Below are 14112 nucleotides of genomic sequence, written 5' to 3' on the forward strand. Positions count from 1 at the left end.
CACGCGCCATGCATGTCGTTTTCCGCGAAAGCCACGGGCTGGAAGAGACCGAGACCCCGACCGACCTGGGCCAGAGCCCGGCGGATCTGGTGGTGCTGTCGTTCTCGGACAGCGACCTGGGGGCTTTTGCGGCGGGCTGGCATCGCGGCGGCGGGACGGTGGGCAGAATGCCCAACCTACGCCTGGCCAACCTGACGGCGCTGAAACATCCGCTGTCCGTCGATACCTATGTGGAAAACACCCTGTCAGGGGCCAAGGGCATTCTGATCCGGCTGATCGGCGGAGTGCCCTATTGGGCCTATGGGCTGCAACAGGTGCTGGCGCTGGCGCAGGAAAAGGGGTTGGCGCTGGCGGTTCTGCCGGCGGACGGGCGCGAGGATACGCGCCTTGACGCCTATTCCACCCTGCCCGTGTCCACCCTGCGGCGGCTACAACATCTGTGCGACACCGGCGGCGAGGTGGCGGCGCAGGCAGCGCTGGCGCAGATGGCGCTGGCGACCGGGCTTTATGCCGGGCCGGTGGTCGGGTCAAAGATACTACCCGAATGCGGGTTCTGGTGCCCCGAGCGCGGCGTGATCGCCCCCGAGACCGTGTTCGAGGGCGACGCCCCGCGCATTCTGGTGACCTTTTACCGGGCCTACCTGTCTTCGGCCGACACCGCCTCGATCGCGGCGCTGATCCGCGCCTTTCGCGCGCGTGGGTTTCAGACAATGGGCATGTTCGCGCCCTCGCTGAAGGCGCCCGCCGCTGCCGACTGGATCGCCGGACAGATGCCGGGGCTGGCCCCGGCGGCCATCGTCAATGCCACCTCGTTTTCCGGCAAGGGCGCAAATGGCGCCTCTCCGCTCGACACTGCTGGCGTACCGGTGTTCCAGGTGGCGCTGGCCACCTCGCGCCGCAAGGCCTGGGCCGAGGCCGAGCGCGGCCTGTCGCCCGCCGATCTGGCCATGCATGTGGTGCTGCCCGAGGTCGACGGGCGCATCGACGCCGGCCTGATCTCGTTCAAGGAGCCGGGCAAACGCGACCCGGAGTTGGAATACTCCCGCTTCGCGCACCGGCCCGAACCTGACCGGATCGAGGCGGTGGTGAACCGGGTGGCGGGCTGGCTGCGGCTGGCCGCAAAACCCGCTGCCGAGCGGGTGCTGGCACTGGTACTGTCCACCTATCCCGGCAAGGATTGGCAGATGGCCCATGCGGTGGGCCTGGACGCGCTGGCCTCGGCCGAGGCGATCCTGAGCGATTTGCAGAATGAAGGGTACGGAATCTCATCTGGACAGCCGATTGCAGAAGACCTGCAAACTGTGTCCATTTCGTGGCCAATCACCGAATATCGCAAAGCTTTGGACAGCATTCCGCCACAATTGCGCCAGGATTTGCAAAGCAATTGGGGTGATCCGGAGTCCGACCCAGCATTTTCGCAAGGCGAATTGCAGTTTCGCGCCATCCGGCGTGGCAAGGCGCTGGTGGCCCTGCAACCGGAACGGGGCACGCCCGAGGCGCGCGATGATGATTATCACGACCTCTCGCGCACCCCGCGCCACGGCTATGTCGCCTTTTATCTCTGGCTGCGGCACACACTCGGCGCCGATGCCCTGATCCATATCGGTGCCCATGGCACGTTGGAATGGCTGCCCGGCAAGGCGGTGGCGCTGTCGGGGCAATGCTGGCCCGAGGTTCTGATCGGCGACCTTCCGGTGATCTATCCCTTCATCGTCAACGATCCGGGCGAGGCCGCACAGGCCAAGCGCCGCATCGGCGCGGTGACGCTGGGCCATATTCCTCCTGCCCTGCGCTCCAGCGGCACGCCGGACCGGATGCTGCGTCTCGAGGCGCTGCTTGACGAGTTTTCCAATGCCGACGGGCTGGACCCCAAGCGCCGCGACCGCTTGCAGGGCGATATCCGGGCCGAGGCGCAGGCGCTGGGGCTGGAGGACGATCTCGGCCTCGACCGCGCCACCTCGACCGCCGAGGCGATCACCCGCATCGACCGCTTTGTCTGCGACGTGAAGGAAAGCCAGTATGGCGACGGGCTGCATGTCTATGGTCGTGTGCCCGAGGTCAGCGGCCCGTTCGATCCCACCCCTTCGGCGCAGGGCGAGGCACGGGCGCTGATCGACGCGCTGGCGGGCAAGCGGATCGCGGCGGGGCCGTCCGGGTCGCCCTACCGTGGGCGGACCGACGTGCTGCCGACCGGGCGCAACCTTTATACCACCGATCCCCGCTCGGTCCCCACCCGCGCGGCCTATGCCCAAGGCGTGAAGCTGGCCGAGGAACTGGTGCGCCGGCATTTGCAAGAAGAAGGCGATTACCCCAAGGGGCTGATTGTCGATCTCTGGGGCTCGGCCACGATGCGCACGGCGGGCGAGGAATTCGCCATGGCGCTGCATCTGTTGGGCGTGAAACCGGTGTGGGATCAGGGCTCGGAACGGGTTTCTGGCATCGAGGTGCTGCCGATCACCGAGCTGGACCGGCCGCGCCTCGATGTGACCTTGCGCGTTTCGGGCCTGTTCCGCGACGTGTTCCCGACGCTTTCGGCGCTGTTCGGGCAAGCCGTGCGTGCGCTTTGCGCGCGTGACGAGGCGCCCGATTGGAACCCCTATGCCGGACACGCGCCCGCCGCGCGGGTCTATGGCCCGGCGCCGGGCAGCTACGGCCTTGGCATGGGGCACCTGCCCGAGACCTATACGGACGAGGCCCGCCAACAGGCGGGAGAGGCCTGGCTGGCGGCGAGTTCCTTTGCGCTCGAGGGCGAGAACATCGCCCGCGACGCTGAAGGCATCCGCGACCGCGTCGCCAAGGCCGACGGGTTTGTGCATTTGCAGGATCTGGCCGAAACCGATCTGCTGCTGGCCGCCGATTATGCCACGCATGAGGCAGGCTTTGCCGCCGCCAAACGGGTGACCGGGGGCACCGCGCAGCTTTATCACCTGGACAACACCAATCCCGAAACGCCGCGCGCCCGCACCCTGCCCGAGGAAATCGCTCGCGTGGTGCGCGCCCGCGCCGCCCATCCCGGCTGGATCGCGGGGATGATGCGGCACGGGTTCCGGGGCGCGGCCGAGATCGCGGCGACGCTTGACCACATGGCCTCGTTCGCGCATCTGGCCGACAGCGTGGCACCGCATCTCTTTGACCTCTACCACGATGCCACCTTGGGAGACGCAGAGGTCGCGGCCTTCCTGCAAGAGGCCAACCCGCAAGCCTATCAGGCCATGCTGGACCGGTTCCGCGCGCTCTACGAGGCGGGCCTGTGGCAGACCCGGCGCAACTCGATCCGGGCCGATCTGGAGGGGCTGTCATGACCGCACCCATCGTTCAGGGCTGGTGCCCCGGCGCGCATCGCCCGATGATGTCGGGCGACGGGCTGGTGGTGCGGGTGCGCCCGCGCCTGGCCCGTCTGCGGGTGACGCAGGCGCTGGGTCTTTGCGCGCTGGCCGAGCGGTTCGGCAATGGTACCATCGACCTGACCAATCGTGCCAACCTGCAACTGCGCGGGGTGGGTGAGGCGGATCACCAGCCGCTGTTGGCGGAACTGGCCGCGCTTGACCTTCTGGACGGCGAACCGGGGATCGAGGTGCGGCGCAACATCCTGTTCTCGCCGCTTTACCGCGACGGTGACATGACCGACCGGCTGGGATGCGAGTTGACGGCGCGATTGGGCGAACTCCCCGCGCTGCCGGCGAAATTCGGCTTTGCCATCGACACCGGGGCGGGTCGTCTGCTGAGCGCGGATTCGGCGGATATCCGGCTGGAAACCGGCGGAAATGGCCTGATCCTGCGCGCCGATGGCATGGCCACGGGGCGCGAAGTGACCGAGGGCGAGGCGATCGACCGCCTGATCGAACTGGCGCACTGGTTTGCCGACCGCTTCACCCCGGACACCCGCCGCATGGCGCGGCTGGTGCGTGCCGTGCCCCTGCCCCCAATCTGGCAGGGCACGGAACCGGTGCCAGTTGCTGAACCATTGGTGCCCGGCGACACCGCGCTTGGCCCGCTTTATGGCGCGGCTTTTGGCCAACTGCCCGCGCAGGCGCTGGCTAGGCTCTTGCGCGACAGCGGCGCCACCCGCTTGCGGGTCACCCCCTGGCGGCTGATCCTGCTGGAAGGCGCACAGGCCGTCCCCGCCGCCGATTTCGTCACCCGCGCGGGCGATCCGCTGTTGACCATAGATGCCTGCCCCGGTGCGCCCTATTGCCCGCAGGCCCAGGCCGAGACCCGCGATCTGGCCCGCGCTCTGGCCGGGCGCGTGCGCGGCAGCCTGCATGTCTCGGGCTGCGCCAAGGGCTGCGCCCGGATGGGGCCCGCCGATATCACGCTGGTCGGGAATGGCGGGCGTTTTGACCTTGTAAAGCAGGGCCGCGCGGGGGATGAGCCCTGCCAGCGTGGCCTGACACCCGAAACACTGAAGACGATGGACCTGACCTGATGCCCTATGAATACGAAACCGATGGCGCGGCGATCTACAAACAGTCCTTTGCCACCATCCGGGCCGAGGCCGATCTGGCCCGCTTTGACGCGGACGAGGAACAGGTCGCGGTGCGGATGATCCATGCCGCCGGCATGGTCGGGCTGGAGGCGTTCGTTCATTTCTCGCCCGGATTCGTCACCGCCGCGCGCAGCGCTCTGGAGGCGGGCGCGCCGATCCTGTGCGATGCGCGCATGGTCAGCGAGGGCGTGACGCGGTTCCGCCTGCCCGCCGATAACGAGGTGATCTGTACCCTGCATGACGAGCGCGTGCGCCCGCTGGCCGCCGAAATGGGCAATACCCGCTCGGCCGCCGCGCTGGAGCTGTGGCGACCGCATCTGGCGGGCGCCGTGGTGGCGATCGGCAATGCGCCCACCGCCCTGTTTCACCTGTTGAACATGCTCGAGGATCCCGACTGCCCACGCCCCGCCGCGATCGTCGGCTGCCCGGTGGGCTTTGTCGGCGCGGTCGAGTCGAAAGACGCTCTGTGGGAGGCACAGCCAGTGCCCTGCTGCATCGTCAAGGGCCGCCTGGGCGGCAGCGCCATCACCGTCGCGGCGATCAACGCCATCGCGAGCCGGGCGGAATGAGCATGGGAACCATATACGGTCTGGGCCTTGGCCCCGGCGACCCCGACCTGATGAGCGTCAAGGCCGACCGCCTGCTGCGAAACGCCCGCCACGTGGCCTATTTCCGCAAGCCCGGCCGCAGCGGACAGGCGCGCAAGATCGTCAACGGGATGATTCCCGAGGGCGCGATCGAGTTTCCGATGGAATACCCGGTGACGACCGAGATCCCGGTGAGCGATCCGCAATACAACGCTCTGCTGGCCGAATTCTATGAGGCCGCCGCCGCACATCTGCACGCGCTGTCTCAGGCGGGCGAGGATGTGGTGGTGCTGTGCGAGGGCGATCCGTTTTTCTACGGCTCGTTCATGCATCTCTATACCCGCCTGCGCGGGCTTGCCCCGGTCGAGGTGGTGCCCGCGATCACCGGCATGTCCGGGGCCTGGTCGGCCACCGGCGATCCGATCACCTGGGGCGACGATATCCTCACGGTTTTGACCGGCACCCTGCCCGAGGATGTGCTGGCGCGCCGCATGGCCGACACCGACGCGCTGGTGGTGATGAAGCTCGGGCGCAATTTCGACAAGGTGGTGCGGGCACTGAAAACGGCCGGCCTGTATGAGCGGGCCTGGATCGTCGAATATGCTCAGATGGCCAACCAGCGGGTGTCGAAGCTGAGCGAGAACCATTCCGACGTGACCCCCTATTTCTCGATCATTCTGGTACATGGACAGGGGCGCCGCCCATGAGCGGCTGGCTGCGGATCGTTGGCCTTGGCCCAGGCTCGGAGGCGCTGGTCACGCCCGAGGTGACAGAGGCGCTGGCCGAAGCGACCGACGTTGTGGGCTACATCCCTTACGTGGCGCGGGTGGCGGAACGACCCGGCCTGACGCTGCATGCCAGCGACAACCGGGTGGAGATCGACCGGTCGCGCCACGCGCTGGAGATGGCCACCGAAGGACGCCGGGTGGTGGTGGTCTCGTCGGGCGATCCCGGCGTGTTCGCCATGGCCTCGGCAGTGTTCGAAGCGGTGGAATCTGGGCCGCACGCATGGCGCGATCTGGACATTCAGGTGCTGCCGGGGATCACCGCCATGCTGGCCGCAGCCGCCCGCGCCGGAGCGCCACTGGGGCACGATTTCTGCTGCATCAACCTGAGCGACAACCTCAAGCCCTGGCCGCTGATCGAACGCCGGCTGCGGCTGGCCGCTCAGGCGGATTTCGCCATGGCTTTTTACAATCCGCGCTCGAAATCCCGGCCAGAAGGGTTTGAAAAGACGCTGCAAATTCTGCGCGAGGAATGTGAACCCAAGCGGTTGATCCTGTTCGCCCGTGCGGTATCGCGCCCGGACGAGGCGCTGCGCATCGCACATCTGGTCGAGGCGAGGCCCGATATGGCCGATATGCAGACCGTGGTGCTGGTCGGCTCGTCCCGCACCCGTGTCATCGAAAGAGACGGTACACCAATCGTTTACACGCCGAGGTTCACGCCGGAATGACGCAGCCAGCGCAGCACATCGGCGGGGGTGGCAAGCTCGGTCCGGGGCGGCAGAACGGGGCGGTCGATCATCAGCACCGGCAGGCCCAGATCGCGCGCCGCATCCAGCTTTGCCCGCGCCCCGGTTCCACCTGCATTCTTGCTGACCACAATCTGTGTTTTGTGTTGTTGCATAAGGGCCTTGTCCCCCTCTTTTGTGAAGGGACCCCGCGATACCACGACCTGCGCCTTGGGCAATGGCGGCGGATCGATGGGCGCATCGACAAGGCGCAAAAGATAGTCATGCTGCGGCTGAGCGGCAAAGTCGTCCAGATGCATCCGGCCCACCGCAAGGAAGACACGTTGCGACGCGCCTTCCAGCGCGGCCACAGCGGCGGTGATATCCGGAACGTGGCGCCAGTTGTCTCCATCGACTGGCTGCCAGGCGGGCCGCGTCAACGCGGCCAAGTGCGTGCCCGTCTGGGCACAGGCCGCGCAGGCATTGGCACTCATTTGAGCAGCAAAAGGATGTGTTGCATCAACAAGATGCGTGACGTTGTTGTTGTGTATAAACTCGACCAGACCGGTCACGCCACCAAAGCCTCCGACCCGCACAGGGATAGGCTGCTCGCGTGGCGCCTCGACCCGGCCGGCATAGGAATAGGTTGCGCGCGCGCCCGTCTCGGCCACGGCGCGCGCCAAGGCGTTGGCTTCGGTGGTACCGCCCAGGATCAGGAGGTGCGACATGTCTGATGCTCCGTGGCTGAGCGTGATCGGCATGGGCGAGGATGGACTGGATGGCCTGCCGCCCGCAAGCCGTCAAGCCCTGAACGCGGCCGATGTGATCATGGCGCCGCCCCGGCACCTGTCGCTGCTTCCCGAGGGGCCGCAGGAGCGCATCGCCTGGCCCGTGCCATATTCTGACGGGCTGGAGGTTCTGGCCGGGCTGCGCGGGCGCCGCGTGGCGGTGCTGGCCTCGGGCGATCCGTTCTGGTTCGGCGCGGGCGCCGTCATTGCCCGACATTTCGATCCGGGCGAATGGCGCGCGCTGCCGGGGGTCTCGACCTTTTCGTTGGCTGCGGCACGGCTGGGCTGGCCGCTGGAGAAGACCCTCACCCTGGGCCTGCATGCTGCCCCCCTGACCCGGCTGCGCCCGCATCTGGCAGCCGGCCTGCGCGCGCTGGTCCTGCTGCGCGACGGCGCGGCGGTCACCGAACTGGCGCGCTATCTTGACCGGATCGGCTTTGCCACCAGCCGCCTGCACGTGATGGAGGCGCTGGGGGGACCGCGCGAGCGCCTGCAAACCATGTCGCTGACCGAGGCGCAGGCGGGCGATTTTGCCCACCCGGTCTGTGTCGGCATCGAGGTGGCGGGCGACGGCCCCGCGATCCCAAAGGCCAGCGGCAGGCCCGATGCCATCTTTGAGACTGACGGGCAGATCACCAAGCGCCCGGTGCGCGCACTGACGCTTTCGGCACTGGCGCCGCAGCGGGGAGAGCATCTGTGGGACATCGGCGGCGGCAGCGGCTCGATCGGCATCGAATGGCTGATGAGCGATCCGACGCTGAGCGCCACCACCATTGAGCCCCGCGCCGACCGTGCCGCGCGGATCCGCGCCAATGCCGACGCCCTGGGGCAGGATCACCTGCGCGTGGTCGAAGGCAGCGCGCCCGAGGTGCTGGGCAGCCTCGACCAGCCCGATGCCGTGTTCATCGGCGGCGGTCTCAGCACGGCGCTGCTGCAATGGCTCTTTGCCGAACTGCCCCCCGGCACCCGGCTTGTCGCCAATGCGGTGACGCTGGAAAGCGAGGCTTTGCTGGCCCTTTGGCAGGCCGACAAGGGCGGTGAACTGCTGCGGATCGAACTGGCGCAGGCTGCCCCGCTCGGGCCGCGTCGGGGCTGGAAATCGGCCTATCCGGTGGTGCAGTGGAGCGTGACGCTATGATCGTGGCGGGGCTGGGTTTCACCACCACGGCAGAGGCGGCCAGCCTGCGCGCGGCCTATGACAAGGCCGCCGCCGGACAGGCGGTGGCCGCGCTCGCCACCGTTGCCGACAAAGCCGGGCACCCGGCGCTGGAGGCGCTGGCGGCAGAGCTGGCGCTGCCCCTGCACCTGATTCCGGCGAGCGAGCTTGCCGGGCAGCGTACCCTCACCTGCTCGCCGCAAAGCCGCGCCAGCTATGGCACCGGCAGCGTGGCCGAGGCCGCAGCACTGGTCGCCGCTGGGCCGGGCGCGCGGCTGATCACCCCCAGACAGATATCGGACGACCGGCGCGCCACCTGCGCCCTCGCCATCGGAGACAAGACATGACCGTACATTTCATCGGCGCCGGACCGGGTGCCGCCGACCTGCTGACCCTGCGGGGCCGCGATATCATCGCCTCTTGCCCGGTCTGCCTCTATGCCGGGTCGCTGGTGCCCGAGGAGATCCTGAGCCATTGCCCCGAGGGGGCCAGGATCGTCAACACCGCGCCCATGGATCTGGACCAGATCATGGCCGAGATCGAGGCTGCGCATCAGGCGGGCCAGGATGTGGCGCGGCTGCATTCGGGCGACCTGTCGGTCTGGTCGGCGATGGGCGAGCAGATCCGGCGGCTGAAACAGATGGGTATCCCGGTCAGCGTGACGCCCGGCGTGCCCTCGTTTGCCGCCGCCGCCGCCGCGCTGGGGACCGAGCTGACCCTGCCCGGGCTGGGCCAATCGGTGGTGCTGACCCGCACCCCCGGGCGCGCCTCGTCGATGCCCGAAGGCGAGAGCCTGGAGAATTTCGCCCGTACCGGCGCCACGCTGGCCATCCACCTCTCGATCGGCAATCTGGACAAGGTGATCGCCGATCTGGTGCCGCATTACGGGGCCGATTGCCCGGTGGCGGTGGTCTATCGCGCCAGCTGGCCGGACGAGCGGATCATCCGCGCCACGCTGGAGACGCTGAAAGCAGCGCTGGACGAAAGCATCTCGCGCACCGCGCTGATCCTGGTCGGGCCGGTGCTGAAAGGCGAAGGGTTCGACGAAAGCTGCCTCTATTCCCGCGAATACGACCGCCGCTATCGGCCGCAATCTGCCGACAGCCCGTGGTCGAGCTGGAGCCACGGCGATGACTAACCCCCCCGGCCTGATGATCTCGGCCCCCGCTTCGGGCACCGGCAAGACCACGGTCATGCTGGGGTTGTTGCGCGCGCTGGCCGAGGACGGGCTGACCGTCCAGCCGTTCAAGAGCGGGCCCGATTACATCGACCCCGCCTTTCACCTGGCGGCGGCGAGACGGGCCTCGTTCAACCTCGATACCTGGGCGATGGGCGAGGGTCTGCTGGACGCCGTGGCCGCGCAGGCGTCGGGCGCCGATATCGTGGTGGCCGAAGGGTCCATGGGCCTCTTCGACGGGGTGGCGAAACCGGGCGAGACCGGGCATGGGTCGAGCGCCGAAACCGCCCTGCGCATGGGCTGGCCGGTGGTGCTGGTCCTCGATGTGGGTGGACAGGCGCAATCGGCGGCGGCGACCGCGCTGGGGTTCCGGATGTACAATCCCGACTTGCCCTTTGCCGGGGTGATCCTGAACCGCTGTGCCAGCCCCCGGCACGAGCGGCTGACCCGGCTGGGGATGGAGCGTGCGGGCCTGCCGGTGCTGGGCGTGCTGCCCCGGCGCGGCGACCTGACCCTGCCCGAGCGGCATCTGGGCCTCATTCAGGCGGTGGAACACCCCGACCTGGAGGCCGCTATCTCGGGCTATGCCGCGTTCCTGCGCGAACATGTGGACCTTGAGACGATCAAGGGGACGGCGGCCTCCTCAGGCCCCAATGGGCCATCGTCGGCCGCGCTGCCGCCGCCCCCGGCCCAGCGCATCGCATTGGCGCGGGATGCGGCGTTTTCCTTTACCTATCCGCATCTGCTGGAAGGCTGGCGCGCCGGTGGCGCCGAGATCCTGCCGTTTTCGCCGCTGGCCGACGAGGCCCCCGCGCCCGATGCCGATCTGGTCTGGCTTCCCGGCGGCTATCCCGAACTGCATGCCGGGCGACTTGCGGCGGCAGAGAGTTTTCTGAGCGGATTGCGCAAACATGCCCAGACCCGGCCCGTCCACGGCGAATGCGGCGGCTACATGGCTTTGGGCGAGGCGCTGATCGACAAGGATGGCACCCGCCACCGGATGGCGGGTCTGTTGGGCCTCGTCACCTCGTATGAAAAGCGCAAGTTCAACCTTGGCTATCGCCGGGCCGAGCTGCTGGCGCCCCTGCCCGGTTATGGCACCGGCACCACCCTGCGCGGGCACGAGTTCCACTATTCCTCGATCCTGGAACAGCCCGACGCGCCGCTGGCGCGGGTGTTCGACGCCGAGGGCGTCGAGGGGCCGCAGACCGGGTCCGTGCGCGGCCATGTGACCGGCACCTTCTTTCACCTGATCGCGGAGGCGGGATCATGAGCGGCTTTGTCTCTTTTGTCGGCTCGGGGCCGGGCGACCCGGACCTGTTGACGCTGAAAGCGGTGGACAGGCTGGGCAAGGCCGATGCGGTCCTGTTCGACGATCTGTCGAGCGGTCCGATCCTGGCCCATGTGCGCCCCGATGCAGATCTGGTCGGCGTCGGCAAGCGGGCAGGCCGCCCCTCGCCCAAGCAGGACCATGTGAGCCGTCTTTTGGTCGACTACGCGCAATCGGGCGCCCGGGTGGTTCGGTTGAAGTCCGGCGATGGCGGCCTGTTCGGTCGGCTGGAAGAAGAACTGGTTGCGTTGCGCGCGGCCGGGATCGGCTACGAGATCATCCCCGGCATCCCCTCGGCAGTAGCGGCGGCAGCAGCGGCCGGCATCCCGCTGACCCGCAGGCTGACCGCGCGGCGGGTGCAATTTGTCACCGGCCATGACGTCAGCGGCAAATTACCCCCCGACCTCAACCTGCCCGCGCTGGCCGATCCGCAGGCCACCACGGTCGTATTCATGGGCAAGCGCACCTTTCCGCTGCTGCTGGAGGCGCTTGAGGCGCATGGCCTGCCACGTTCGACGCCCGCGCTGATGGCCGAAAGCGTCTCGACCCCCGAGCAGCGCCTGACCCGCGCCAGCATGGGTGAACTGGCCCTACGGCTGGCAGAGGAGGTCGGCACAGCGCCCGCCCTGATCCTTTATGGTCCGCTAGCGGAGTTCGGCGATGGTTGAGCTTCTCCTGATCGGGATCGGCACCGGTAATCCCGACCACATCACCCGCGAAGGCATCGCCGCCATTCGCGCCGCCGATCTGATCCTGATCCCGCGCAAGGGGGCGGGGAAATCCGATCTGGCCGGGCTGCGCGAGCGTATCATCACTGACGCCACCGACGCGCCGCCGCAGATCGCCTATTTCGACATCCCCGCGCGCCGGGCCGAGGATGGGTATCTGAAGGGTGTCGACGAGTGGCACGATGCCATCGCCCTGCGCTGGCAGGCGGCGATGGAGGACCACCCCGACACGGCGCGGGTGGCGCTGCTGATCTGGGGCGACCCGTCGCTTTATGACAGTTCGCTGCGAATCGCGGCGCGGCTCGACCCGCAACCCAAGGTGCGGGTGATCCCCGGCATCACCGCGCTTCAGGCCCTGACAGCGGCACATGGCATTCCGGTCAACGCATTGGGCGCACCGTTCCTGGTCACCACCGGGCGGCGTCTGCGTGACGAGGGCTGGCCGCCCGCCGTGGATACCGCGGCGGTGATGCTGGACGGCGAATGCTCGTTCCGGGCGCTGGATATGTCCGATTATCACATCTGGTGGGGCGCCTATGTGGGCATGGAGGAACAGATTCTGGTGGCCGGACCGCTGGCCGAGGTGGCAGATCAGATCGTCGAAACCCGCGCCCGCGCGCGGACCGATCATGGCTGGATCATGGATATCTATCTTTTGAAAAAGCGCGGAAACTGATCCGAAAGGTCGCAAATGACGATTGCGCCGGGCGCGCGTTCGCGGCTAAATGGAGGGGTCTGGTCCTGCCGGAGCAATCCGGATGCTAAGAGGGAATTTGGTGCGACCGCCCGTCGGTTCAGGCCAAAGCCGCCCCCGCGACTGTAAGCGGTGAGCCTCTGTTCAACCAGCCACTCCCGGGTTCGCTCGGGGGGAAGGCGAACAGAGGCACTGACCCGCAAGCCAGGAGACCTGCCAGACAGGCAATGAAACACCGGCCGTCGGGTGCGGCGGCAAGGAGGAAATGACATGACGACCAAAACTCTCAAGGCAACCGTATCCGGTTCGGCCATCCTGCCCGCGCTGTTCGCCGTGGTTCTGGGCCTGGGCATTGTGACCCTGGCGGGCCATGTGCAGGCATCCGCGCTGCATGATGCGGCACATGACGTGCGCCACGCCACCGGCTTCCCCTGCCACTGAGACCATGTTCAGTCGCATTCTGACCAGCGCGTTGTTCGCTGGTGCTGCAGCGGGGCTGATCGCAGCCCTGCTGCAGTTCGTATTCGTGCAGCCCGTGTTGCTGCATGCCGAACTGTATGAATCCGGAGAACTGGTGCATTTCGGGGCGGAAGCGGTCAGCGCCCAGCCCGAACTGCCCGGTCTTTTCGCTGACCCGATGCGGGACGGTCTGAGCGTCGTGTTCACCATGTTCACCTATACCGGCTATGCGCTGGTCATGGTGGCACTGATGTCCATGGCCGAGAGAATGGGGCACGCGGTGACTGCACGCGCTGGCCTGCTCTGGGGCCTGGCGGGTTTCATCTCGTTCCACTTCGCGCCCGGCCTGTCGCTGGCGCCTGAGGTGCCTGGTGTGGCGGCTGCCGATGTCGAGCTTCGTCAGATCTGGTGGACCGCGACAGTGGCCGCCACAGGGATCGCGATGTGGCTGATCGCCTTTGGCAGCAATGCGATGGCCTATGGTGCTGCCGCGCTGCTGCTGCTGGCGCCGCATCTGATCGGTGCTCCCGAGCCTGAAAGCTTCAGCGGCCCGGTGCCGACCGAGCTGGGTGCATTGTTCGCTGCTCGCGCCTTTGGCGTTGGAATGGCGGCCTGGGTGCTGCTGGGTGGTTTCGCCGGATACTTCTGGCAGGCCGAGAGCAAGCGCGCCGACGCGCACGCCTGAGCCGTTTGACGGCCCTTTCACCCCGCTGGCATGGCTGGCGGGGTTTTCCATTTCTCACGAGGAGACAGAAATGTCCCGATCTCTTGCCCTGTTCGCCATCGGGCTGGTGTTTGGCGGCGGTGCCGGTTTCGTCACGGCGGGCGCCTATGGCATCAGTTTCGACGGCCATGACCATGCTGATCCCGCCCAACATGGCGGCGCTCACTCCGAGGCCGCCGCACATTCGCACGGCAACGCGGTGAACCTGCCTGCGGGCGCCGATGCGCCCGGTCTGGCGGTTCAGATGTTCAAGGACCCGATGTCCGGATGGAACCTGCACGTGGCACCGACCAATTTCCGCTTTGCCCCGGAAAATGCCTCGGCTACCGATCAGCCCGGTGAGGGTCACGCCCATGTCTATGTCAATGGCGTGAAACTGGCCCGGCTCTATGGCGAATGGATGCATATCCCCGAACTGCCCAAGGGGCAGGTCGAGGTCACGGTGTCGCTGAACACCAACAGCCATGGCGAGCTCACAGTCGAGGGTATGCCGGTCGCGGCGAGCGTGATCGTCGAGGTCGAATAAGATG

15 protein-coding genes and 1 riboswitch are annotated in these 14112 nt (G+C 67.5%); of the genes, 14 read left to right on the top strand and 1 reads right to left on the bottom strand.

Annotated features, from left to right (window positions below):
• Nucleotides 1-8: 8 nt before the first annotated feature.
• Genes cobN through cobJ form a run of 5 tightly spaced genes read left to right on the top strand, consistent with a single transcriptional unit; the run spans nt 9 to nt 6529 of the window.
• Nucleotides 9-3302: a cobaltochelatase subunit CobN gene (gene cobN / locus OE747_RS11240; RefSeq protein ID WP_263828695.1), complete on the top strand. Its 3294-nt coding sequence runs from the start codon at nt 9-11 to the stop codon at nt 3300-3302.
• Nucleotides 3299-4426, top strand: coding sequence for a cobalamin biosynthesis protein CobG (locus OE747_RS11245; protein WP_263828696.1), 1128 nt, complete (start codon nt 3299-3301; stop codon nt 4424-4426). Before cobN ends, OE747_RS11245 begins: the two co-directional genes overlap by 4 nt.
• Entirely contained in the window at nt 4426-5055 is a 630-nt protein-coding gene (locus tag OE747_RS11250) for a precorrin-8X methylmutase (protein ID WP_263828697.1), read from the top strand. The genes OE747_RS11245 and OE747_RS11250 overlap by 1 nt, the downstream gene beginning before the upstream one ends.
• The gene (locus OE747_RS11255) at nt 5052-5780 is read left to right on the top strand and encodes a precorrin-2 C(20)-methyltransferase (RefSeq protein ID WP_263828698.1); all 729 of its coding nucleotides are present in this window, start codon (nt 5052-5054) and stop codon (nt 5778-5780) included. Before OE747_RS11250 ends, OE747_RS11255 begins: the two co-directional genes overlap by 4 nt.
• A complete protein-coding gene (gene cobJ, locus OE747_RS11260; RefSeq protein WP_263828699.1) occupies nt 5777-6529 on the top strand; it encodes a precorrin-3B C(17)-methyltransferase in 753 nt (250 codons plus the stop codon). The genes OE747_RS11255 and cobJ overlap by 4 nt, the downstream gene beginning before the upstream one ends.
• Here the strand turns inward: cobJ and OE747_RS11265 are convergent.
• A complete protein-coding gene (locus OE747_RS11265) occupies nt 6502-7254 on the bottom strand; it encodes a cobalt-precorrin-6A reductase (protein ID WP_263828700.1) in 753 nt (250 codons plus the stop codon). The genes cobJ and OE747_RS11265 overlap by 28 nt on opposite strands.
• Here OE747_RS11265 and cbiE point away from each other — a divergent pair.
• The 9 genes from cbiE (at nt 7253) to OE747_RS11310 (ending at nt 14108) form a co-directional block, all read left to right on the top strand.
• Nucleotides 7253-8452: a precorrin-6y C5,15-methyltransferase (decarboxylating) subunit CbiE gene (gene cbiE, locus OE747_RS11270; RefSeq protein WP_263828701.1), complete on the top strand. Its 1200-nt coding sequence runs from the start codon at nt 7253-7255 to the stop codon at nt 8450-8452. The genes OE747_RS11265 and cbiE overlap by 2 nt on opposite strands.
• Complete coding sequence (locus tag OE747_RS11275; RefSeq protein ID WP_263828746.1) at nt 8449-8817, top strand: cobalamin biosynthesis protein; 369 nt, start codon at nt 8449-8451, stop codon at nt 8815-8817. Before cbiE ends, OE747_RS11275 begins: the two co-directional genes overlap by 4 nt.
• The gene (gene cobM / locus OE747_RS11280) at nt 8814-9608 is read left to right on the top strand and encodes a precorrin-4 C(11)-methyltransferase (RefSeq protein WP_263828702.1); all 795 of its coding nucleotides are present in this window, start codon (nt 8814-8816) and stop codon (nt 9606-9608) included. The genes OE747_RS11275 and cobM overlap by 4 nt, the downstream gene beginning before the upstream one ends.
• A complete protein-coding gene (locus OE747_RS11285) occupies nt 9601-10920 on the top strand; it encodes a cobyrinate a,c-diamide synthase (RefSeq protein ID WP_263828703.1) in 1320 nt (439 codons plus the stop codon). Before cobM ends, OE747_RS11285 begins: the two co-directional genes overlap by 8 nt.
• Nucleotides 10917-11645: a uroporphyrinogen-III C-methyltransferase gene (gene cobA, locus OE747_RS11290; RefSeq protein WP_263828704.1), complete on the top strand. Its 729-nt coding sequence runs from the start codon at nt 10917-10919 to the stop codon at nt 11643-11645. The genes OE747_RS11285 and cobA overlap by 4 nt, the downstream gene beginning before the upstream one ends.
• Entirely contained in the window at nt 11638-12381 is a 744-nt protein-coding gene (cobF, locus tag OE747_RS11295; protein ID WP_263828705.1) for a precorrin-6A synthase (deacetylating), read from the top strand. Before cobA ends, cobF begins: the two co-directional genes overlap by 8 nt.
• A 43-nt stretch (nt 12382-12424) precedes the next feature.
• A riboswitch (cobalamin riboswitch) is annotated at nt 12425-12634 on the top strand.
• 35 nt (nt 12635-12669) lie between these two features.
• Nucleotides 12670-12840, top strand: coding sequence for a CbtB domain-containing protein (locus OE747_RS11300; RefSeq protein WP_263828706.1), 171 nt, complete (start codon nt 12670-12672; stop codon nt 12838-12840).
• Nucleotides 12841-12844: 4 nt separating this feature from the next.
• Entirely contained in the window at nt 12845-13543 is a 699-nt protein-coding gene (locus OE747_RS11305) for a CbtA family protein (protein WP_263828707.1), read from the top strand.
• Between the two features lie 70 nt (nt 13544-13613).
• Complete coding sequence (locus tag OE747_RS11310) at nt 13614-14108, top strand: hypothetical protein (RefSeq protein ID WP_263828708.1); 495 nt, start codon at nt 13614-13616, stop codon at nt 14106-14108.
• The last annotated feature ends 4 nt before the right edge of the window (nt 14109-14112 follow it).

The sequence above is a fragment of the Ruegeria aquimaris genome (genome assembly GCF_025751555.1).
In the GTDB taxonomy this organism is placed as follows: Bacteria; Pseudomonadota; Alphaproteobacteria; order Rhodobacterales; family Rhodobacteraceae; genus Ruegeria_B; species Ruegeria_B aquimaris.